This is a genomic window from Luteimonas changyuni (assembly GCF_039548395.1).
Taxonomy (GTDB): domain Bacteria; phylum Pseudomonadota; class Gammaproteobacteria; order Xanthomonadales; family Xanthomonadaceae; genus Luteimonas.
Map to the genome: position 1 here is coordinate 1 of NZ_JBCLUZ010000033.1, position 22,685 is coordinate 22,685.

18 protein-coding genes are annotated in these 22,685 nt (G+C 69.3%); 8 read left to right on the forward strand and 10 right to left on the reverse strand.

The annotated features are described in order from the left end of the window. Positions 1-269: 269 nt before the first annotated feature. Positions 270-1,664, forward strand: coding sequence for a class II fumarate hydratase (locus tag WCD84_RS11820; protein WP_343281470.1), 1,395 nt, complete (start codon positions 270-272; stop codon positions 1,662-1,664). A gap of 93 nt (positions 1,665-1,757) precedes the next feature. On the opposite strand, the gene WCD84_RS11825 is transcribed toward WCD84_RS11820, so the two are convergent. From WCD84_RS11825 to WCD84_RS11850, 6 genes are all read right to left on the reverse strand, one after another. After that, positions 1,758-2,606 (reverse strand): hypothetical protein, encoded by an 849-nt coding sequence (locus tag WCD84_RS11825; protein WP_343281471.1) that lies wholly within the window; start codon positions 2,604-2,606, stop codon positions 1,758-1,760. Between the two features lie 72 nt (positions 2,607-2,678). Next, on the reverse strand, positions 2,679-3,395 hold the full coding sequence (locus tag WCD84_RS11830; protein ID WP_343281472.1) for a hypothetical protein: 717 nt from the start codon (positions 3,393-3,395) through the stop codon (positions 2,679-2,681). Positions 3,396-3,424: 29 nt separating this feature from the next. After that, positions 3,425-4,471, reverse strand: a complete 1,047-nt coding sequence (locus WCD84_RS11835) for a hypothetical protein (protein WP_343281473.1) — start codon at positions 4,469-4,471, stop codon at positions 3,425-3,427. After that, complete coding sequence (locus WCD84_RS11840) at positions 4,471-5,340, reverse strand: ABC transporter ATP-binding protein (protein WP_343281474.1); 870 nt, start codon at positions 5,338-5,340, stop codon at positions 4,471-4,473. The genes WCD84_RS11835 and WCD84_RS11840 overlap by 1 nt, the downstream gene beginning before the upstream one ends. Continuing rightward, positions 5,337-5,699: a GntR family transcriptional regulator gene (locus tag WCD84_RS11845; protein WP_343254374.1), complete on the reverse strand. Its 363-nt coding sequence runs from the start codon at positions 5,697-5,699 to the stop codon at positions 5,337-5,339. The genes WCD84_RS11840 and WCD84_RS11845 overlap by 4 nt, the downstream gene beginning before the upstream one ends. Positions 5,700-5,702: 3 nt before the next feature. After that, the gene (locus WCD84_RS11850; RefSeq protein ID WP_343278289.1) at positions 5,703-5,954 is read right to left on the reverse strand and encodes a hypothetical protein; all 252 of its coding nucleotides are present in this window, start codon (positions 5,952-5,954) and stop codon (positions 5,703-5,705) included. Positions 5,955-6,135: 181 nt separating this feature from the next. On the opposite strand from WCD84_RS11850, the gene WCD84_RS11855 reads away from it, so the two are divergent. The 5 genes from WCD84_RS11855 to WCD84_RS11875 are packed head-to-tail and all read left to right on the forward strand — an operon-like array spanning position 6,136 to position 10,165. Beyond that, complete coding sequence (locus WCD84_RS11855) at positions 6,136-7,077, forward strand: FKBP-type peptidyl-prolyl cis-trans isomerase (protein WP_343281475.1); 942 nt, start codon at positions 6,136-6,138, stop codon at positions 7,075-7,077. Between the two features lie 36 nt (positions 7,078-7,113). Next, positions 7,114-7,884, forward strand: a complete 771-nt coding sequence (locus tag WCD84_RS11860) for an FKBP-type peptidyl-prolyl cis-trans isomerase (protein WP_343254371.1) — start codon at positions 7,114-7,116, stop codon at positions 7,882-7,884. Positions 7,885-7,888: 4 nt separating this feature from the next. Then, entirely contained in the window at positions 7,889-9,232 is a 1,344-nt protein-coding gene (locus WCD84_RS11865; protein WP_343281476.1) for a UDP-glucose dehydrogenase family protein, read from the forward strand. 3 nt (positions 9,233-9,235) lie between these two features. Continuing rightward, a complete protein-coding gene (locus WCD84_RS11870) occupies positions 9,236-9,451 on the forward strand; it encodes a SlyX family protein (protein ID WP_343281477.1) in 216 nt (71 codons plus the stop codon). 6 nt (positions 9,452-9,457) lie between these two features. Continuing rightward, positions 9,458-10,165, forward strand: coding sequence for a DUF2058 domain-containing protein (locus WCD84_RS11875; RefSeq protein WP_343281478.1), 708 nt, complete (start codon positions 9,458-9,460; stop codon positions 10,163-10,165). A gap of 24 nt (positions 10,166-10,189) precedes the next feature. Here the strand turns inward: WCD84_RS11875 and WCD84_RS11880 are convergent, their stop codons facing one another. From WCD84_RS11880 to WCD84_RS11895, 4 genes are read right to left on the reverse strand one after another with little or no spacing between them, the layout of a single operon-like run. Continuing rightward, on the reverse strand, positions 10,190-11,368 hold the full coding sequence (locus tag WCD84_RS11880; RefSeq protein ID WP_343281479.1) for an MFS transporter: 1,179 nt from the start codon (positions 11,366-11,368) through the stop codon (positions 10,190-10,192). Positions 11,369-11,387: 19 nt separating this feature from the next. Beyond that, the gene (metH, locus tag WCD84_RS11885; RefSeq protein WP_343281480.1) at positions 11,388-14,108 is read right to left on the reverse strand and encodes a methionine synthase; all 2,721 of its coding nucleotides are present in this window, start codon (positions 14,106-14,108) and stop codon (positions 11,388-11,390) included. Positions 14,109-14,163: 55 nt separating this feature from the next. Then, positions 14,164-15,240: a homocysteine S-methyltransferase family protein gene (locus WCD84_RS11890; RefSeq protein ID WP_343254365.1), complete on the reverse strand. Its 1,077-nt coding sequence runs from the start codon at positions 15,238-15,240 to the stop codon at positions 14,164-14,166. After that, positions 15,237-16,166 (reverse strand): ArsR/SmtB family transcription factor, encoded by a 930-nt coding sequence (locus WCD84_RS11895; protein ID WP_343254364.1) that lies wholly within the window; start codon positions 16,164-16,166, stop codon positions 15,237-15,239. The genes WCD84_RS11890 and WCD84_RS11895 overlap by 4 nt, the downstream gene beginning before the upstream one ends. A gap of 171 nt (positions 16,167-16,337) precedes the next feature. Between WCD84_RS11895 and WCD84_RS11900 the strand changes: the two genes are divergently transcribed. Beyond that, entirely contained in the window at positions 16,338-17,513 is a 1,176-nt protein-coding gene (locus WCD84_RS11900) for an acyl-CoA dehydrogenase family protein (protein WP_449280114.1), read from the forward strand. Positions 17,514-17,827: 314 nt separating this feature from the next. Then, positions 17,828-22,585, forward strand: coding sequence for an NAD-glutamate dehydrogenase (locus WCD84_RS11905; RefSeq protein ID WP_343281494.1), 4,758 nt, complete (start codon positions 17,828-17,830; stop codon positions 22,583-22,585). Positions 22,586-22,685 lie beyond the last annotated feature (100 nt).

Sequence of the window (22,685 nt, forward strand, 5' to 3'; positions counted from 1 at the left end):
CCCCCCCCCCCCCCCCCCCCCCCCCCCCCCCCCCCCCCCCCCCCCCCCCCCCCCCCCCCCCCCCCCCCCCCCCCCCCCCCCCCCCCCCCCCCCCCCCCCCCCCCCCCCCCCCCCCCCCCCCCCCCCGCGGCGCTAACCATCCAAATGCCGTCATCCAAATGCCGTCATCCCAGCGGTGTCGCCATCCAGGTATTGCCATGCACGTCCCCGTCATCAGGGAGCCTACGATCACCGGCGTATCCTCCAATGCATCACTAATGGAGGACGTCATGGCTGCCAAGGGTTTCCGGATCGAGCACGACAGCATGGGCGAGCTGGAAGTGCCCGCCGATGCACTCTGGGGCGCGTCGACGCAGCGCGCGGTGGAGAATTTCCCGGTCAGCGGGCGGCCGATGCCGCGTGGTTTCATCCGTGCGCTGGGGCTGCTCAAGGCCGCGGCGGCCGAGGCCAACGCGGGCTTCGGGCTGCTGCCCAAGGGCCTGGCGGCATCGATCACCAAGGCTTCCAACGAGGTCGCGGCCGGCGAGCACGACGCGCACTTTCCGGTCGATGTCTACCAGACGGGATCAGGTACCTCGTCGAACATGAATGCCAACGAGGTCATCGCAACGCTGGCGACGCGCGCGGGCAAGCGCGCGGTGCACCCCAACGACCACGTCAACCTCGGCCAGAGTTCGAACGACGTCGTGCCGACGGCGCTGCGGGTGTCGGCGCAGCTGGCGGTGGTGGAAGACCTGCTGCCGGCGCTGCAGCACCTGCGCAAGCGCATCGACCGCAAGGGACGCTCGCTGCGCAAGGTGGTGAAGACCGGGCGCACGCACCTGATGGACGCGATGCCGCTGACCTTTGCGCAGGAGTTCGGCGCCTGGTCCTCGCAGCTGGCGTCGGCCGAAGCGCGGCTGGGAGACACGCTCAAGCGCCTGCGGCGACTGCCGATCGGCGGCACGGCGATCGGCACCGGAATCAATGCCGATCCGCGTTTCGGTAAAGCCGTCGCCCGCGCGCTGTCCGACGCAACCGGCACGCGCTTCGAATCCGCCATCGACAAGTTCGAGGGCATCGCTTCGCAGGACGACGCGGTGGAGCTGTCGGGCCAGCTCAATGCGGCGGCGGTGGCGCTGATCAAGATCGCGAACGACCTGCGCTGGATGAATTCCGGGCCGCTGGCCGGGCTGGGCGAGGTCGAGCTGCCGACCCTGCAGCCGGGCAGTTCGATCATGCCGGGCAAGGTCAATCCGGTCATTCCCGAGGCCACGGTGATGGCCTGCGCGCAGGTGATGGGCCACCACGTGGCAGTGACGGTGGCGGGACAGACCGGAAATTTCCAGCTCAACATGGCGCTGCCGCTGATCGCGAACAACCTGCTGGAGTCGGTCCAGCTGCTGTCGGCGGTGTCGCGGCTGCTGGCCGACCGGGTGATCGATGGACTGGAGGTGCGGCGCGACGTCGTCGGGGCGGCGCTGGAGCGCAACCCGATCCTGGTGACCGCGCTCAACCCGGTGATCGGCTACGAGAAGGCGGCGGCCATCGCCAAGCAGGCGTACCGCGAAGGGCGGCCGGTGCTTGAGGTGGCGGTCGAGGCGACCGGCCTGCCGGAGGCGAAGCTGCGCGCGCTGCTCGATCCGCTGGCGCTGACCCGCGGCGGCATCCATGACGGCGGTTGATGCGGGTAGCGGCCTCCGCAGGACCCGATCGCGGCTGTAGCCGCTCCCACAAGTGCTGGCCGATGGTGGCTGCAGGTGCTCCCAGGTCGAAGCTCAGCGCTTGCGCGGAATGTCGACCTGGCCCGCAACGCCTTCGTGGTCGACCGAGCCGCTGCCCAGCGAACGCACGCGCAGGTCGCCGCCGATCCCGCTGGCGTCGATGTCGCCCGATCCCACGGAACCCACCTCCACGTCGCCGCCGATGCGATCGAGATCGGCATCGCCCGAACCGATCGAACCGATCCCGACCCGGCCACCGACGCCGCGCAACTCCAGGTCGCCGGAACCGATGCTGCCCACCCGCGCGTCGCCGCGGACGTTCCGTGCCGCGAGGTCGCCGGAGCCGATCGAGCCGCCGTCCAGGCTGCCGATGTCCTCCAGCGTGATATCCCCCGAGCCGACGGTCGCCCGGACTTCGCCGCGGATTCCCCGCGCTTCCGCGTCGCCGGAGCCGACGATGAGGCCGAGCTCGGACAGGTCGCGCAGCCAGGCATCGCCAGAGCCGACCGAGACCTCGACCGGCATGTCGTCTGGAACGGTTCCCGACAGGTCGAAATAGGCGTAGTGGTTGCCGAAGAACGACCAGCCGTCGCGTTGCTCGAGGTTGAGGCGAACGACCAGGCGGTCGCCTTCCCGGGACTGTTCCAGCTGCAGCCGCGCAAGGTCGTCCGCGCTCGAGGCGCAGGCGCGTCCCTGCAGGCTGGCGGATTGGCCGGGCTTGCCGTCGAGGCGCAGCTTGCTGGCGCCGATGCGGAACTCGACCAGGCGCGCATCGCCGATGTCGAGCACGAGCGATTGCGGCGCGCTGTGCCTGCACGCACGGTCGTCGTCGGCCAGGGCCGGGGCGGACGCTGCCGCCAGGGAGAGGAGGGCGAGGGAGAGCGTGGTGGCTGGAATGCGCATCGATAACCTCGTGTGCTGGGGGGCGGGGGGCGGAGGGCCCGGGCGCGCCGCGGGGCGCAGGTGTTGGACGGGTCAGGCGGTGATGGTTTCGCCCGCGCCTGCCCCGGCGGCGTCGTCGTCGCCGTGGCTCGCGCAGTCCTCGATGTCGCGGGGCGTCATCGTCGCGTAGGGGGCGAAGGCGGGCAGCGCGCCGGCCAGCGCTTGCTGGCTGTCGTACAGCGCCGGCAGCAGCGCGCAGAGCTTGAGCGCTTCGTCCCTGATCCTGTCCGCTTCGGCTTCGATCCGTGCCTCATAGGCCTGGCGCCCCTCGTCGCCGCCGAACACCGCTTCACCGATCCCGGTCAGCGCGGCGCCTGCGACGTCCGCACCCTGGACGCCGATGGCCATCCCGGCCAGGGCGACGTCTTCCAGGTGGCGGCGATGTGCAAGCAGCAGGGCGCGCTGTTCCGCGTTGGCCGGCACCGCCTTGCCTTCGATCAGCAGTTCGCCCTCGGGCGTGAGTTCGGCCTTGGGCAGCCCTTCGCTACCGTGCCCGCCGCCATAGTCGCGCCCGTTGATGGTGATTGCGAAGTCGTCGCCGAGGCCCAGGTTCTTCGATTTCAGCGCCTGGCTCGCGTTGGCGATCGCCCTGGCGGCCTGGCGACCGATGAAGGTCTTCCCGGCATCGGCTTCGCTGGCCTCGGCTGCGTCCGTGGCGGGCTGTGCATCGGTTGCCGGGCTGCAGCCGGCGGCCAGCATGCAGAGCAGCGCGGCTGAAAGGGCGTGGGACGCGCGCATCGTGATGGTCATCGGTATTCCTCCAGGAGTCGTCACGTGGCTCAGCCTTCGTCGCGCCAGCGGCGCAGGCGGGTGGCGAGCAGCAGCATGGCCACGCCGGCGGCGGCGCCGATCCAGGTCGCGGGCTGCAGCAGGTTGCCGTAGACGGCCGCGGGTTCGATCAGCTGGACGATGCCGCTGCTTTCGATCTGGGCGCCGTCCATGCGCGACAGGTCGTAGGGCGTCAGCGGCACCACGCCGAGCAGGATCCGCGCCACGATGTTGCTCCAGAACCACTGGGCGTCGAGGTTGAACAGCCGCATCACGCTGAACATGCTCACGAAGGCACCGGAAAGCACCGGCAGCAGTACCGCCCACAGGAAGGGCACGCTGCGCGCCCAGGCCGAGCACAGCATCAGCCAGCCGACGGTGGGCAGCGCCCAGATCGCATAGACCGGTATCGCAGCCAGCAGGGACAGCGAGATGGTCAGCGCATGGCCCGGGCCCCAGATCAGCTCCAGCGGGTTGCCGCCGTGGTACATGACCGCCGCGCTCAGGAGCAGCAGGAAGACCAGCATGGTGGCGATGGCCACAAGCGTCGCCAGCAGCGGCACCGCGATCGTCGCGGAGACCACCTTGGACAGCACGGTCTCGCCATCGGACACGGGCAGCGACTTCCAGAACAGCACGCTGCGGTCCTTGCGTTCGTCGTACAGCGCGCCCAGGCAGTAGAAGAACATCACGAACACCATGACGATGAACGGCCAGGCCGATGAGAGCAGCATGGTCAGGTCGATGCCGGTGGCAAGCTGGGCCTTGTCGTCCGCGCTGAGCTGTCCGGCCAGGACGCCAAGGTCGAGGCCGTTGATCGACATCGTGCTGCCGTCGTCGAGGTGGAACTTCGCGTCGCTGTCGGCGTTGCGCATGCCGACCAGGGCGATGGTGAAGAGGATCGCGGTCAGCAGCAGCGAGACCGCGGCGGCGATCACGGGGGCCCAGAAGAAGCCGCCGCGGTGCTCCCAGTACTCGCGCCTGAGCAGCAGGCTGAAGCGGTGCGTACGGTTCGCCGGGGACTTGGCCACCGGCAGGCTGTCAGTCGTGGCGTTCATCAGTAGGTTCCCTTCATGGTGGCGACGAAGAGGTCGGCGAGCCCCGGGGTACGGGTTTCGCCGAAGGTGGCCAGGGCGCTGCGATCGGCGCCGTCGAACAGCATCACGGTCTTGCCGAAGGGCAGGGCGCGCTCGTCGATCGGCGACAGGGCGCGCGCGGCCTCGGCCTGGTCTGCGTTGACCAGGACTTCGGTGAAGCGCGCGGCCAGTTCGTCCATCGGCGCGTCGAGCACGATCCGGCCGTCGCGGATGAACAGCGCATCGGTAAGGATGTGCTCGACCTCCTCGACCTGGTGGGTGGTGATGAGGATGGTCTTGTCCTCATCGAAATAGTCCTCCAGCAGGCGCTGGTAGAACTGCTTGCGGTAGAGCACGTCGAGTCCGAGCGTGGGCTCGTCAAGCACCAGCAGGCGGGCGTCGATGGCCATCACCAGCGCCAGGTGCAGCTGCACGATCATGCCCTTGGACATCTCGCGTACCCGCATCTTCGGGTCCAGTTTGGTGTTGGCCAAGAAGCGCTCGCAGCGGGCGCGGTCGAAGCGCGGATGCACGCCCTCGACGAAGGCGATCGCCTCGCGCACCCGCATCCAGCGCGGCAGCACGGCAACGTCGGCGATGAAGCAGACGTCGTTCATCAGCAGGTTGCGATCGCTGCGCGGGTCGCGGCCGAGAACCGACAGCTCGCCCCGGAACGGGATCAGCCCGAGGATGGCCTTCAGCGCCGTGGTCTTGCCGGCGCCGTTGGGGCCGATCAGGCCGACGATGCGGCCGCGTTCGATGCGGAAGCTGGTGCCATCGAGGGCAGGCTTGCCCTTGTAGGCCTTGACCAGGCCGCGGGCGTCGATGACTGCGGATTCGTGTGCGTTCATGCGGAGTGTCCTTCGCGCAGGAGGTCTTCGGGCGAGAGGCCGAGGAGCCGGATTCGCTCCAGCACCTGGGGCCATTCTTCATTCAGGAATCGGTCGCGTTCGTTGCCCAGCAGTTTTCTGGACGCCTCCTCGGTGACGAACATGCCCAGGCCCCTGCGCTTTTCCACCAGGGCTTCATCGGCCAGTTCCTGGTAGGCGCGCGATACCGTGATCGGGTTGAGCTGGTATTCGGCGGCAACCTGGCGCACGGAAGGCAGGGCGTCGCCCGGTTTGAGCTGGCCATCGAGCATCATCGCGATGACCCGCTCTTTCAGCTGTCGGTAGATGGGAGCGCCATCGCTCCATTGGATGCCGGACATGACTCAGCCTCCGATACGGCGCATGCCGTGGGCAAAGGAGAAGTAGGGAAGTGCCAGTCCGCGGCGTGCGCCCCTGGAGGCGCGAGGCGCGGGGCGGCCGGACGCCGGGTCATCGGCTGGCGCGTCGAGGGCGACCGCGGAAGGACCCGTGGTGCGGCCGTCGCCATCGACCGGGCTGGATGCCAGCAGGGCGGCGGCCAGGCATATGCCGGTGACGGACAGTGCGGTCAGGCTGTGGCTGAGCTTGCGGTCCATGGCGGAAGTCCTGCTCTGGATGACTGGTGTTGTATGCAACTATAACACCACCACACGCACGGTCAAGCGTTTCCCGACCCAACCGATGGCAGGCTGCCGGCGATTGCCGCCGCCGGCCGCGCCCGCGACAATAGGCAGCTTGATGCCGCCGATCGCGGCCGGAGTCCAGGAGCATCCCCCGATGAAATCCACTCTGCGCGGCCTTGCCGCGCTGTCCCTCGCCGCGGCCCTGTCGCTGGCCCCCGCAATCGCACAGGAGAACGCCGTGCCGTCGACGGAACGCGAAAAGAACAGCTACATGATCGGTATGGACGTTGGACAGTCGATCGAGGCTGTCGGCCCGGACATCGACCGTGACGCATTCATGCGCGCCGTGACCCACGCGCTCGACGGGGGTGAGCCGCTCATCACCGAGGCCGAGGCCGCGGCGATTGCTCCGGCGCTGATGCAGCGGATTGCCGCCCGCAGCGGCCAGCAGGTCCCCGGCATGGCGCCGGGCAGCGTGCCGGCGGAGGTGGACCGCGACAAGGTCGGCCTGATCGTGGGCGCCGATGTCGGGCGTTCGCTGGCACCGGTGAAGGACGAGCTCGACCTGGCGATGTTCGCCCGCGGCGTCGGCACGATGTTCGACGGCGGTACGCCGCTGCTGGCCGAAGGCGAGCTGGCGACGATCCGCGAGGCCTTCGGTACGCGCATGCAGGAGCGCGCCCGCGCCGAGAGCGAGGCCGCCGCGCAGGCGAACAGCGCCGCAGGGGCCGAATTCCTCGCCGGCAACAGGACCGCCAAGGGCGTGGTGACCACGGGCTCGGGCCTGCAGTACATGGTGCTGCGCCAGGGCTCGGGTCCGCGCCCGACCGCTGATTCGCGGGTGCGCGTGCACTACGAGGGCAAGCTGCTCGACGGCAGCATCTTCGACAGTTCCTACGAGCGCAACGATCCGGCGACCTTCGGCCTCGGCCAGGTGATCGCCGGCTGGACCGAGGGCCTGCAGCTGATGCCGGTGGGTGCCAAGTACCGCTTCTGGATCCCGTCCGAACTCGCCTACGGCCGCAATGGCTCCCCGGGTGGCATTCCCCCGAATTCCACCCTGGTCTTCGACGTCGAACTCCTGCAGCTGCACTGACCGCGGCTCTCCACCCCTTTTTTCCGAGGTATACCGATGAACACCGCCGTCCGCACCATTGCGACCAGCCTGCTGGCCGCATCGCTCCTCGTCGCCCTTGGCGCCTGCAAGAAGATCGATCCCGAGGCCGACAAGGCCGCGGCCGCCGAAGGGACTGCCGCCGAAGGGACGGCCGCCGGGCTCGACATCAAGGGCCTGCCGACCGAGAAGCACCAGGCGGGCTACGCCATCGGCCTGCAGGTCGGTGGCACGCTTTCCGAGATCAAGGACGAGGTCGATTTCGATGCCTTGGTCAAGGCCATGCGTACGGCGATGAACGGCGAGGAGCCGCTGATGGACGAAGCGCAGGCGCGGCAGGCATTCGAAGCCTTCGGCCAGCGCATGCAGACGAAGATGGCGGCGGGCAACCGCGAGGCCTCCGAGGCATTCCTCGCCGCGAACGCAGGCCAGGAAGGCGTCGAGGTCACCGCGTCCGGCCTCCAGTACAAGGTGCTGGAGCAGGGCGACGGTCCCAAGCCCGGCCCCGAAAGCCGGGTCAGCGTGCATTACAAGGGCACGCTGGTTGACGGCACCGTGTTCGACAGCTCCTACGATCGCGGCGAGCCCGCCGTGTTCACCCTGTCCAGCGTGGTTCCCGGCTGGCAGGAAGGCCTGCAGCTGATGCCGGCCGGCAGCAAGTACATGCTGTGGCTGCCCAGCGAGCTCGGCTATGGCGACATGGGCACACCGGGCGGTCCGATCGCCCCGGGCAGCGCGCTGGTGTTCGAGGTCGAGCTGCTCGAAATCCTGGATTCCCCGGCGGAGTAAGCGCATGCGCGTCAGCATCTTCGGCACCGGCTACGTTGGCCTGGTGACAGGTACCTGCCTGGCCGAGGTCGGCCACGACGTGATCTGCGTCGACGTCGACGCCGGCAAGATCGAGCGCCTCGGCCAGGGGATCATCCCGATCTACGAGCCGGGACTCGAGCCGATGGTGAAGTCCAACCACGCCGCCGGCCGGTTGGATTTCACCACCGATGCCGCGCGCGCCATCGCCCACGGCGAGGTGGTGTTCATCGCCGTGGGCACGCCGCCGGACGAGGACGGCAGCGCCGACCTCCAGTACGTACTGACGGTGGCGCGCACCATCGGCGAACACCTCGAGCGCCCGGCGATCGTGGTCGACAAGTCCACGGTGCCGGTGGGCACCGCCGACCGCGTGCGCGAGACCATCGCCGCGGCCCTGGCCGCGCGTGGCGTCGACATCGCCTTCGACGTCGTCTCCAACCCCGAGTTCCTGAAGGAGGGCGCCGCGGTCGAGGACTGCATGCGCCCCGACCGCATCGTGCTAGGCGCCGACAGCCCCGCCGCGGTGGAGCGGCTCAAGCGCCTGTACGCGCCGTTCAACCGCAACCATGACCGTTTCGTGGTCATGGACGTGCGTTCCGCGGAGCTCACCAAGTACGCGGCCAACGCGATGCTCGCGACCAAGATCAGCTTCATGAACGAAATCGCCAATATCGCCGAGAAGGTCGGCGCCGACGTCGAGATGGTGCGCAAGGGCATCGGCTCGGATCCACGCATCGGCTGGCACTTCATCTATCCCGGCGCCGGCTACGGCGGCTCGTGCTTCCCCAAGGACGTGCAGGCATTGGCGCGCACCGCCCAGCAGGTCGGCCACCAGCCGCTGCTGCTGGATGCGGTGGAAGCGGTCAACGAGCGCCAGAAGGGCCACCTGCACGAGCTGGTGCAGCGCCACTACGGCGAGGCGGGCATCGCGGGCAAGACCTTTGCCGTCTGGGGCCTGGCGTTCAAGCCCGACACCGACGACATGCGCGATGCATCGAGCCGTCGCCTGCTGGCGCAGCTCTGGGAATCCGGTGCGCGCGTGCGCGCCTACGATCCCGAGGCCGCCGGCGAGGCGCGACGGATCTTCGGCGAGCGTGACGACCTGGAGCTCTGCGAGTCGGCGCAGGCGGCGCTCGAAGGCGCGGACGCGCTCATCGTGGTGACGGAGTGGAAGGAGTTCCGCAGCGTCGACCTCGCGCAGCTGCGTACCCGGCTTGCCGACGCCGCGGTCTTCGACGGCCGCAACATCTACCGTCCCGAAGACGCTGAAGGCGCGGGCCTGGCGTACTACGGCATCGGCCGCGGTCGCTCGGTCCGGGCCGCCTGATCCATGTCCAGCGGGCTTGAATCACGCGTGGTGGAACTGGAGACCCGCCTGGCCTTCCAGGAGCACGCGCTGGCCGAACTCAGCGATGCGCTGGCCGACGCCCGGCGCGAGCTGAGCCGCAACGACGCGCTGCTGCGCCGTGCGCTCGACGAACTGCACGCCAACCGTCCCGGAGTGACCGGCGATCCCGCCGATGAGCCACCTCCGCCGCATTACTGAAGAACGATGAGCGATTCGCTGAAAGACCAGTTGCTGGGCCTTGGCTTCAAGCCGGCGCCGGCTCCGGACAGGCCCAAGGGCCCCCGCGGGAAGGATGGTCCGGGTGCGAGGGCGTCAGGCGCAGCCGCGCCCGGCGCGCAGCACCGGAACCGGCGGGGCCCACAGAGTGGCAAGGGCGCGCAGGACGAGCGGGGCCCGCGTGACGGCAAGGGTCCGCCGCGTGCCAAAGGCCCGCAGGGCGGCAGGGGCCCCGGCGATGGCGGGCGCCGTCGCGCCGCGGGTCCTGCGGGGGATATCGACCTCGCCAAGGCCTTCGCGATCCGGGCCCAGCGCGAGAAGGATGATCGCATCCGCGCCGAGCGCGAGAAGCAGGAAGCCGCGCGGCAGCGCCGCGAAGCGCAGGCGAAGCTCGCGGCGCTGCTTGAGGGCAAGGGCCTGAATGCCACCGACGCCGAGCACGTCCGCCACTTCGAATACGGCGGCAAGATCAAGCGCGTGCACGTGACCGAAGCGCAGCTGCGCGCGATCAACGCCGGTGAGCTCGGCGTCGTGCAACTCAACGGCCGCTACCTCGTGGTGACCCTCGACACGCTGGCCGAAGCCGAGGCCGTATTCGCGAAGGCCGTGGCCCTGAGGGTCGACCCGAACGCGCCCGCCGACGACGACCCGTATGCCGATCCGAAGTACCAGGTGCCGGACGACTTGATCTGGTAGGGATCCTTGGCAAAAGCGTTTGCTCTACCGGGCGCGCACCCGCGCGGGCACGACCCAGATCCAGGCGATGACGCAGCCGACCAGAGCGAAGCAGCCTGCGGCGAGGAAGGCAACGCGGCCGTCGCCGTAGGGCCAGAGCTGGCCGGCGATGAGGGCGCCCAGGACGCCGCCGAGGCCTGACGAGAATCCGTAGAACAGGCCCTGGGCGTGGCCGTTGAGCGCGCCCGGGAAGTGGCGCGCGAGCAGCTGCATCGCCGCCGCGAAGAAGGCCGCGAAGCTCAGCGCGTGCGTGGCCTGGGCGACCAGCATGACCGGCATGCTCTCCGGCCACAGCGCGGTCGCCCACCAGCGCAGCACGGCGCTGGCCATCGAACCCAGCAGCAGCCAGCTCGGGTCCCAGCGCCGAAACACGGCGGAGATGGTGAAGAACACCGCGACCTCGAACACCACGCCCACGGTCCACATCAGGCCCAGGGTCGAGGTCGCATAGCCCAGGTTGTCCATGTAGACCGAGAAAAAGGTGTAGTAGGGGCCGAAGGACAGCTGCTCCAGGAAGCACGCGACAAGGAAGGCCGCCACCCGCGGCTGGCGTGCGATCTTCCAGAAGCCCGGGCCCGCGGGGCCCTTCGGCCCGACGTGGCCCGCGTCCGAATTCGCGAACGCGCTCGCGGCCATCAGCACGAACAGGGGCAGCATCGCCCACGGCAGGACCGCTGCGCCGTGGTGTTCGATCAGCCAGCCGAAGCTGGTGGTGACGATGATGAAGCCGATCGAACCCCAGACCCGGATCGCGCCGTAGCGGTGGGCCGCGGCGCCGAGGTGGCCGAGCGTGATCGCCTCGAACTGCGGCATCACCGCGTTGTAGAAGAAGCAGAACGCGACCATCACCGCGAACAGCGTCCATTCCGGCTGCTGCGGCAGGAAGCAGGCGAAGCTCAGCGCCGTCAGCACGCTGCCGATCCGCAGCCAGCGGATCGGGCGTGGCGAGGCGGCCGCAAGCGTTGCCCAGGCGCTGGGCGCGACCACGCGGGTCGCGTACCACAGGCTCATCATCACGCTGATGGCGGTGATGGACATGCCGCGCGACTGCAGGTGCATCGCCCAGTACGGCGTGAACGCGCCCAGCGCCGCGTAATAGGTGAAGTAGAAGCTCGACAGCCGCAGGGCCGGTACGGTCGCGGTCGTGCGTGGATCGGGGGTCATCGTGCTGCCGTGGGCCGGGCTATTCCGGATCGTAGTCGAGGTTGGAGGCGAGCCAGCGTTCGGCCTCGGCCAGGGGCACGCCGCGGCGCCTGGCGTAGTCGGCCGCCTGGTCCTTGCCCACGCGGCCGACCACGAAGTACTTGCTGCCAGGGTGGCTGAAGTAATAGCCCGACACCGCGGCGGTGGGCAGCATCGCAAAGCCGTGGGTCAGCTCCATGCCGGCGTTGCTGGTGGCGTCGAGCACGCGGAACAGCTGTTCCTTCGGGCTGTGGTCCGGGCAGGCCGGATAGCCCGGTGCCGGGCGGATGCCGCGGTAGGCCTCCGCGATCAGCGCGTTGTTGTCCAGCGCTTCGTCGGGCGCGTAGCCCCAGTAGCCGGTGCGCACGCGGCGGTGCAGGTGTTCGGCAAGGGCTTCGGCCAGGCGGTCGGCCAGGGCCTTGAGCAGGATGCCGCGGTAGTCGTCGTGGTCGGCGCGGAAGCGCTCCAGGTGCGGCTCGATGCCGATGCCGGCGGTGACCGCGAACATGCCCATCCAGTCGCGCAGGCCGGTGTCCTTCGGCGCGATGAAATCAGCGAGGCAGAAGTCGGGGCGTTCGACGGGCTTGTCGACCTGCTGGCGGAGGAAGGGGACGGTGATGACTCCTTCCTCCGCGAGCTTGCCCCCATCCACGCCTTGGGCCTCTTGCAGATACAGTTCGACGTCGTCGCCGACGCTGTTGGCGGGGAAGAGGCCGAACACCGCCTTCGCGGCCAGCCACTTCTCGCCGATGATGGTGTCGAGCATTTCGCGGGCGTCGCGATACAGCTCGCTGGCGGCGGTGCCAACGACCTCGTCGCTCAGGATCGCCGGATAGCGGCCGGCCAGTTCCCAGGCCTGGAAGAAGGGGGTCCAGTCGATGGTGTCGACCAGGTCGGCGATCGGGTAGTCGTCGAACACGGTGATGCCGGGATTTTTCGGCTGCGGCGGGACATAGACGTCCCAGCCGCCATCAAAGCGCTGCCCGCGCGCCTTCCCCAGCGGGACCAGCCGCTTGGCGTCGCCGCGGTTGCGGTGGCGCTGGCGGATCTCGGCATAGTCGGCTTCGCTGGCGGCCACGAACGGCGCGCGCAGCTCCGCCGACACCAGCGACTGCGCCACGCCGACCGCGCGTGAGGCGTCCTTGACCCAGATCGTCGGCGACTTGTAATGCGGATCGATCTTGAGCGCGGTGTGCGCGCGCGAGGTGGTGGCGCCGCCGATCATCAGCGGGATGGTCATGCCCTGGCGCTGCATCTCGCGCGCCACGTGGCCCATCTCCTCGAGCGAGGGCGTGATCAGGCCGGACACCCCGATCATGTCCGCGTTCTCGGCGATCGCGGTATCGATGATCTTCTGCGCCGGCACCATCACCCCGAGATCGATCACTTCGAAGTTGTTGCAGGCCAGCACCACGCCGACGATGTTCTTGCCGATGTCGTGGACGTCGCCCTTGACGGTCGCCATCACGATCTTGCCGTTGTTCTTGCCGGTGTCGCCGGTGCGCAGCTTCTCGGCCTCGATGAAGGGCAGCAGGTGGGCCACGGCCTTCTTCATCACCCGCGCCGACTTCACCACCTGCGGCAGGAACATCTTGCCGGCGCCGAACAGGTCGCCGACCACGTTCATGCCGTCCATCAGCGGGCCTTCGATCACGTCCAGCGGGCGCGTCGAAAGCAGGCGGGCCTCTTCGGTGTCCTCGACCACGTACTGGTCGAGGCCATGCACCAGGGCGTGGCTGAGGCGCGCGCGCACGTCCCTGTCGCGCCAGGCGAGGTCCTCTTCCTGCTGCTTGCCCTTGCTGCCCTTGTAGCGCTCGGCCAGCGCCAGCAGCCGCTCGGTGCCGTCGGGGCGGCGGTTGAGCACGACGTCCTCGACGTGCTCGCGCAGCTCGGGATCGATGTCGTCGTAGATCGTCATCGCGCCGGCGTTGACGATGCCCATGTCCATGCCCGCCGCGATCGCGTGGTACAGGAACACGGAGTGGATCGCCTGGCGCACGGTCTCGTTGCCGCGGAAGGCGAACGAAACGTTGGAGACGCCGCCGGAGACGTGGCAGTGCGGCAGCGTCGCCCGGATGATGCGCGTGGCCTCGATGAAATCCACGGCGTAGTTGTTGTGCTCTTCCAGCCCGGTGGCGATGGCGAAGATGTTGGGGTCGAAGATGATGTCCTCGGGCGGGAACCCGACCTCGTCCACCAGGATCCGGTAGGCGCGGGTGCAGATCGCGACCTTGCGCGCGGCGGTGTCGGCCTGGCCGTCCTCGTCGAAGGCCATGACCACGGCCGCGGCGCCGTAGCGCAGCACCCTGCGCGCCTGCTCGACGAACTGCGCCTCGCCCTCCTTGAGCGAGATCGAGTTCACCACGCCCTTGCCCTGCAGGCACTTCAGCCCGGCCTCGATCACCTCCCACTTGGAGGAGTCGACCATCACCGGGATGCGCGCGATGTCAGGCTCCGACGCGATCAGCGTGAGGAAGCGCGTCATCGCCTTCGCCGAGTCGATCAGCCCCTCGTCCATGTTGACGTCGAGGATCTGCGCGCCGCTGGCCACCTGCTGCCGCGCGACTTCGACCGCTTCCTCGAAGCGGTCCTCCTTGATCAGCTTCTTGAACTTCGCGCTGCCGGTGACGTTGGTGCGTTCGCCGACGTTGACGAACAGCAGCTCGGGGGTGATCACGAGCGGCTCCAGGCCCGAGAGCCGCGTGTACCTGGGCGTGCTCATCGCGACACCTCGCTGTTTCTGTGCCGCGGATTTGCGCGGATCAGGGCAAAAAGCCTCATGCCGCATCCTCCAGCAGCCCGGGCAGCCGGCGCGGCGGAAGTCCGTGGACGGCGTTAGCGATGGCGCGGATATGGTCGGGCGTGGTGCCGCAGCAGCCGCCGACGAGGTTCAACAGCCCGGAGCGCGCGAACTCTTCCAGGGTGGCGGCGGTCTCTTCCGGCGTTTCGTCGTATTCGGCGAAGGCGTTGGGCAGCCCGGCGTTGGGATGGGCGCTGACGAAACAGTCGGCGACCCGGGCCAGGGTCTCGACGTGCGGGCGCAGGTCCTTGGCCCCCAGCGCGCAGTTCAGGCCCACCGCCAGCGGACGCGAATGCGAGACCGAGATGTGGAAGGCCTCGGCGGTCTGGCCGGAGAGGGTGCGCCCCGAAGCATCGGTGATGGTGCCGGAGACCATCACCGGCAGGCGTGCGCCGCGGGCGTCGAAGGCTTCCTCGATCGCGAACAGCGCGGCCTTGGCGTTGAGGGTGTCGAAGATGGTCTCGACCATCAGCACGTCGGCGCCGCCGTCGATCAGGCCGTCGATGGCCACGCGGTAGTCCTCGCGCAGCGCGTCGAAGCTGGTGTTGCGGAAGCCCGGATCGCTGACATCGGGGCTGATCGACGCCGTGCGGCTGGTGGGGCCGACCACGCCGATCACGAAGCGCGGCTTGTCGGGGGTCGCAGCCTCCGCGGCGTCGCAGCAGGCGCGCGCCAGGCGCGCGGCTTCGAGGTTCAGCTCGCGCACCAGGTGCGGGAGGTGGTAGTCGGACTGGCTGACCGCGGTCGAGTTGAAGGTATTGGTCTCGACCAGGTCGGCGCCGGCGGCCAGGTAGGCATCGTGCACGGCAGCGATGATGTCCGGGCGGCTCAGCGTCAGGAGATCGTTGTTGCCCTTGAGGTCATGGCCGATGCCGTCGCCGGGGTGCAGGCGGTCGAAACCATCGGCGAAGCGCTCGCCGCGATAGTCGGCCTCTTCCAGCCGGTGGCGCTGGATCATCGTGCCCATCGCGCCGTCGATGACCAGGATGCGCTCGGCCAGCGCAGCCTCGAGCAGCGCCACGCGCGCGGGGTGGAGCCAGGGAAGCCGGCTCATGGCTTGCCCGCGATCAGGGAGACGACTTCGAAATGCGGCGGGCGCTTTTCGCGGGTGACCGTCTCGGAGGACTGCAGCACCAGCCCGGCCTTGTCGACGAAGCGGCGCAGCTCCTTCTCGGTGAAACCCAGGTTGATGTGGCCGAAGGCCTCGACCGCGGCGCGGTGGCCGTGGCGGGCCAGGCTGCTGAGCAGGAGGCGACCGCCCGGACGCAGCACGCGGGCCGCCTCGGCCACCGACAGCGCGGGCTTTGCCGCGTAGGTCAGCGCATGCATCAGCACCACCAGGTCGAAGCTGCCGTCGGCGAAGGGCAGGGCGTGCATGTCGGCCTCGCGGACTTCGACATTGGAATAGCGCTTCAGGCGTTCCTGCGCCGCGGCGACCACGCGCGGACTGGCGTCGATGCAGACGTAGCGCTGCGCATGGGGCGCCAGCAGTTCGGCCAGCACGCCGTCGCCGGAGGCGATGTCGAGCACGTCGCCGGTTTCCAGCAGCGGCAGGGCCGAACGCGCCATCGCCTCCCAGGTGCGGCCTGGTGAATAATGGCGCTCCATGTCGCCTGCGACCGAGTCCGCCCAGTTCTGATCGGCGGCCCGCATCGCCAGCACGCCGGCCACGCGCTCGGCGTCCTGGCGCAGCAGTGGATCGTCGCTGCCCTCTCGCAGGGTCTGCCATAGCGCCCGCTGCGCGGGGTCCAGGCGGTCTTCGTCGAAGCGGTAATAGGCGGAGACGCCGGCGCGGCGGTCGCGGACGAGGCCGGCTTCCTTGAGTCGCGCCAGGTGGGTGGAGACGCGCGGCTGGGCCAGGCGGGTGATGGCCGAGAGTTCGGCGACCGTGAGTTCCTCGCCGTCGAGCAGCGCCAGCAGGCGCACGCGAGTGGCATCGGCCAGCACCTTTAGATGGCTCGACCAGGCTTCCAGGTCCATATATATCTTCCCATCGCGATACAGCGATGCATTGTCCAACGGGATCCGGGCAGGGTCAAGCAGGGTCGGGCGCCGACCCGGGCGCATCGCGCCGGCTTCCAGCCGGTGGACGGCTCGAAGCCGCGCGGCAGGCAGGCTAGAATGGCGGCCTTGCCAACAGCGGCCGCGCGCATGCGCGGCACGACTCAGGAGCCAGGCGTGGATTTCAGCTTTACCGAAGAACAGTTGATGCTTCAGGACGTGGCCCGTCGGATCGCGCAGGAGAAGATCGCGCCGAGTGCCGAACACCACGACCAGACCGGTGAATTCCCGCTCGAGAACATCCGCCTGCTGGGCGAGAACGGACTCATGGGCATCGAGGTGCCGGCCGAATACGGCGGCGCCGGGATGGACCCGGTGGCCTACGTGCTGGCCATGGTCGAGATCGCCGCGGCCGACGCCGCGCACTCCACCATCATGTCGGTCAACAACTCGCTGTTCTGCAACGGCATCCTGACCCACGGCACCGAAGAGCAGAAGCAGCTCTACGTGGGTGCGATTGCCGAGGGCCGTGAGATCGGCGCCTTCGCGCTCACCGAGCCGCAGTCCGGCTCCGACGCCACCGCCATGCGCTGCCGCGCCGTGAAGCAGGCCGACGGCAGCTATGTGGTCAACGGCAAGAAAAGCTGGATCACGTCCGGCCCGGTGGCGAAGTACATCGTGCTGTTCGCGATGACCGACCCCGACAAGGGCGCGCGCGGCATTACCGCCTTCATCATCGATACCACCCGCGACGGCTTCAGCCGCGGCAAGACCGAGCCCAAGCTCGGCATCCGTGCCTCGGCCACCTGCGAGATCGAATTCAACGACTACGTGGCCCGCGCCGAAGACGTGCTGGGCGACGAGGGCCAGGGCTTCAGGATCGCCATGGGCGTGCTCGACGCCGGCCGCATCGGCATCGCCAGCCAGGCCATCGGCATCGCCCGCGCCGCCTACGAGGCAACGCTCGAGTACGTGAAGGAGCGCAAGGCCTTCGGCCAGCCGATCGGCGCGTTCCAGATGACCCAGGCCAAGATCGCCGACATGAAGTGCAAGCTCGACGCGTCGCTGCTGCTGACCCTGCGCGCTGCCTGGGTGAAGGGGCAGGGCAAGCGCTTCAGCAACGAGGCCGCGATCGCCAAGCTCACCGCCTCGGAGGCCGCGATGTGGATCACCCACCAGGCGCTGCAGATCCACGGCGGCATGGGCTATTCAAAGGAAATGCCGATCGAGCGTTACTTCCGTGACGCCAAGATCACCGAGATCTACGAAGGCACCAGCGAGATCCAGCGCCTGGTGATTGCCCGGAACGAGACCGGGCTGCGCTGACGCATAGCGACCTGCAGCCCGTGGCGACAGCCTGCCATTGCCCGCGTACCGAGCCGATTGCCCTCACCGGCGGCGGCGCGGTGGCGGAACCCTGAAAAACCTCCCGGCCCGTGCCTTGTGCGCGGGCCTCATTGCATCCGGATGACGACATGACTGTTCGCAAGAAGGCCCCCGCAATCTCCCACGCCGCCGAAGACGCCAGGTCCGGCAAGGTGGCCAGGGTCGGCAAGGCCGCCGGCAAGGCCGCCGGCAACGACGCCGAGCGCCGCGGTCGGCCGCGCGACGGCAGGCTGCTCGACCCGGTCCTGGCGGCCATGCGCAAGCGCGTGGGCAAGGCCGGCGGTGACGACGCCAGCGCCTTCGCGGCCGCCTTCTACGAGCGCATGGGCGAAGACGAGATCGGCGTGCACGAGGCCGACGGCTGGGCGGCGCTGGCGGCCGATTTCCTCGCTTTCCTCGGCAAGCGCAAGCCGGGCACGGCCAGCATCCGCCTGTTCAACCCGACCCTGGCCACCCACGGCTGGGAGACGCAGCACACCGTGCTGCAGATCGCCAACGACGACATGCCCTTCCTCGTCGACTCGGTGACCATGGCGCTCGCCGAGCTTGGAGTCGGCGTGCACGTGCTCGGCCATCCGGTGGTGTCGCTCAAGCGCGACCGCGGCGGCAAGCTGCAGGGCGTGGGCGAGGGCACGACCGAATCGCTGATGCACATGGAAATCGACCGCCAGTCGCCGGAAGGCTGCGCCCGCGTCGAGGCCGCCGTGCGCGGCGTGCTCGAGGACGTGCGCACCATCGTCGCCGACTGGGCCACGATGCGCACGCGCATGGAACTGGTGGCCGAAGGCCTGTCCGACGGGCCGCTGCCGGTGTCCGACGCCGAGCGCGCCGAGATCCAGGCCTTCCTGCGTTGGGCCGCCGACAACCATTTCACCTTCTTCGGCTACCGCGAGTACGAAGTGGTCCGCAAGGGCCGCGACGACGTGCTGCAGGCGATCGACGGCAGCGGGCTCGGCCTGCTGCGCGGCCGCGACGTCGGCAAGCCGCGGCTGCTGCGCACGGTCGGCGCGCAGCGCACCGACCGCACCGTCGAGCCGCTGATCCTGACCAAGACCAACGCGCGTTCCACGATCCACCGCCCGGGCTACATGGACTACATCGGCGTGCTCGGCTTCGACCGCAGCGGCAGCAAGGCCATCAGCGAAAAGCGCTTCCTCGGCCTGTACACGTCCAGCGCCTACAACCGCCGGCCCTGGGACATCCCGATCGTGCGCGACCGCCACGAGCAGGTCATGGGCGCGTCCGGCCTGGCCGACACCGGCCACAGCGGCAAGGCGCTCAAGCACATCCTCGAGACCCTGCCGCGCGACGAGCTCTTCCAGGCGTCCAGCGGCGAACTGCAGCGGGTCGCCAGCGGCATCCTCGGCCTGCAGGAGCGCGTGCGCAGCCGCCTGTTCCTGCGCCGCGACCACTACGGCCGCTATTACTCCGTGCTCGCCTACGTGCCGCGCGACCGCTACAACACCGAGGTGCGCCTGCGCGTCGAGGCGATGCTCAAGGACGCGCTGGGCGCCGATCACGTCGACGCCAACGTCACCCTGGGCGAGTCGCCGCTGGCGCAGCTGCACATGCTGGTGCGCCCGCGCACCGGCGAGGCCATCGAGGTCGACGAGGCGGCGCTTCAGGCGCAGCTGACCGCGATCGTGCGCAACTGGCAGGACGACCTGCGCGAAGCGCTGATCGGCGAGCACGGCGAGGCCAAGGGCCTGGCGCTGGCTTCGGGCTGGGGGCGGGCGCTGCCTGCGCCCTATATCGAACGCGCGACCCCGGCGGTCGCCGCCGCCGACGTCGCCCAGCTCGATGCCCTGGCCGCCGCCGACGACCTGCGCCTGAGCCTGCGGCGCTCCGCGCTCCAGCAGCCGGGCGAGAGCGCGCTGCGGCTCAAGCTGTATCGCGCCGACCACGACGTGCCGCTGTCGGACGTGCTGCCGATGATGGAAAACATGGGCCTGCGCGTGATCGCCGAGCATCCGCACCGGCTGCTGGGCCCGGCCACCGGCGACGGCGGCCAGCGGGTCGTGTACATCCAGGACTTCGAGGTTGAAGTGCCCGGTGGCGCCGAGCCGGACGCGGCCGCGTTCGAAGAGGCGTTCGCGCGCATCTGGCACGGCGATGCCGAGAACGACGGCTTCAACCGCCTGGTCGCCGCCGCCGGCCTCGGCTGGCGCGAAGTGTCGATGCTGCGCGGCTACTGCAAGTACCTGCTGCAGCTCGGCGTGCCGTTCTCGCAGAGTTACGTCGAGGAAACTCTGGTCCGCTATCCGCTGATCGCACGCGGCCTGGTCGAGCTGTTCCAGGCCCGTTTCGATCCCGCCGCCGACAAGGGCCGGCCGGCCGCGATGGCCGCCGCCAACGCCGCGATCAAGGGCATGCTGGAAGGCGTCGCCAGCCTCGACGAGGACCGCATCCTGCGCGGCTTCGTGGGCGTGATCGAGGCCACGCTGCGCACCAACTACTACCAGGCCGGTGCCGAAGGCGCGCCGAAGGACTACATCGCCTTCAAGTTCGACTCGGCGGCGGTGCCGGACCTGCCCAAGCCGCGCCCCTACCGCGAGATCTTCGTCTGCGGCCCCCACGTCGAAGGAACCCACCTGCGCTTCGGCCCGGTGGCGCGCGGCGGCCTGCGCTGGTCGGACCGCCGCGAGGACTTCCGCACCGAGGTGCTGGGCCTGGTCAAGGCGCAGATGGTGAAGAACACGGTGATCGTGCCGGTCGGCTCCAAGGGCGGCTTCATCGTCAAGCGCCCGCCGGTGGGCGGCGACCGCGACGCCGTGCAGGCCGAAGGCATCGCCTGCTACAGGCGCTTCATCAGCGGCCTGCTGGACGTCACCGACAACCTGTCCATCGACGGTGACATCCTGCCGCCGGCCGACGTGGTGCGCCACGACGATCCGGATCCGTACATGGTGGTCGCCGCCGACAAGGGCACCGCGACCTTCTCCGACATCGCCAACGGCATTTCCCGCGATTACGGCTACTGGCTCGACGACGCCTTCGCGTCGGGCGGCTCGGTGGGCTACGACCACAAGGGCATGGGCATCACCGCGCGCGGCGCTTGGGAGTCGGTCAAGCGCCACTTCCGCGCGATGGGCATCGATTGCCAGAAGCAGGACTTCACCGCGGTCGGCATCGGCGACATGTCCGGCGACGTGTTCGGCAACGGCATGCTGCTGTCGAAGCACATCCGCCTGGTCGCGGCCATGGACCACCGCCATATCTTCGTCGACCCGAACCCGGATTCGGCGACGTCTTACAAGGAGCGCCAGCGCCTGTTCAAGGTGCCGCGCTCGAGCTGGGACGACTACGACAAGTCGCTCATCAGCAAGGGTGGCGGCGTGTTCCCGCGCAGCGCCAAGTCGATCGCGGTCTCGCCGGAAATGCGCGAGGCGCTGGGCCTGGCGGAAGGCACCACCGCGATGACCCCGAACGAGCTGATGTCGGCGGTACTGAAGGCGCCGGTCGACCTGCTGTGGAACGGCGGCATCGGCACCTACGTCAAGGGCGCGGGCGAGACCCACGCCGACGTCGGCGACCGCGGCAACAACGCCATCCGCGTCAACGGCGGCGAGCTGCGCTGCCGCGTCGTGGGCGAGGGCGGCAACCTTGGCATGACCCAGCGCGGGCGCATCGAGGCCGCGCAGGCGGGCGTGCTGCTCAATACCGACTTCATCGACAACTCCGCGGGCGTGGACACCTCCGACCACGAGGTCAACATCAAGATCCTGCTCACGGCGCAGGTGCAGGCCGGCAAGCTGAAGATCGACGAGCGCAACAAGCTGCTCAAGGCCATGACCGACGAGGTTGCCGGCCTGGTGCTCAATGACAACTACCGCCAGAACCAGGCGATCAGCCTGATGGAGCGGATGAGTGTGCCGCGCCTCGGCTCCAAGCAGCACTTCATCCGTACCCTGGAGTCGCAGGGCCTGCTCGACCGCCAGATCGAATACCTGCCCAGCGATGCCGAGATCGCCGACCGCAAGGCGCGCAACCAGGGCCTCACCCGGCCGGAACTCGCGGTGCTGCTGTCGTACTCGAAGCTGGTCGCTTTCGAGCAGCTGCTCAATTCCGACATCCCCGAAGATCCGTACCTGTCGCGCGAGCTGCAGCGCTACTTCCCCAAGCCGCTGCAGGCGAAGTACGCCAAGGCCATGGAGCAGCACCGCCTGAAGCGCGAGATCATCGCCACCGCGGTCACCAACTCCACCATCAACCGCATGGGCGCGACCTTCCTGCTGCGCATGCAGGAAGACAGCGGGCGTAGCCCGGCCGAGGTTGCCAAGGCCTATACGGTCACCCGCGAGACGCTCGAGGCGCGCTCGCTGTGGGCGCAGATCGACGCGCTCGACGGCAAGGTGCACGAGTCGGTGCAGATCGACGCCCTGCAGGTGATCTGGGCGCTGCAGCGGTCGTTCACCCGCTGGCTGCTGGCGCGGCCGGGCGCGCTGCCGACCATCACCAGCGCGGTCGACCGCTACCACGACGGCTTCCAGGCGATCCACGCCGGCGAGGACATCCTCACCGCCGCGCAGCGCCCGGCCTACGAGCAGTCGCTGGCCGACTGGCGCGCCAAGGGCGTTCCGGACGCGCTCGGTGGCCAGCTCGCGGCGCTGCCCTACCTCGAGGCCAGCCCGGACATCATCGAGCTGGCGCGCGAGCGCAAGCGCAAGCCGGTGGACGTGGCGCGCGTGCACTTCCGCCTGGCCGACGCGCTCAACCTGCCGTGGCTGGTCCAGCAGATCGATTCGCTGGCGGTCGACGGCCGCTGGCACGCGGTGGCCCACGGTGCGCTGCGCGACGAGCTCGCCGCCCAGCACCGCGCCCTGGTCGCGCAGGTGCTGTCGATGCCGGGCCGCGATGCCGACGCCAAGGTCGCGCAGTGGATCGGCCGCGACGATGCCGCGCTGAAGTTCACGCTGGGCATGCTCGACGAACTGGCCGCGCAGAAGACGCTCGACTACCCGACGGCGTCGGTGGCGGTGCGCCGGCTGGGGCAGCTGGCCAGCGCCAGCTGAGGCAGGGTCCCTTGCCGGGGGTCTCGACATCCCGTCTTCCCCGCGCCGCGGGGCAGGCGGGCGATCGACCGGCCTGTCCGCGCGAAGGCCGCGCGGACAG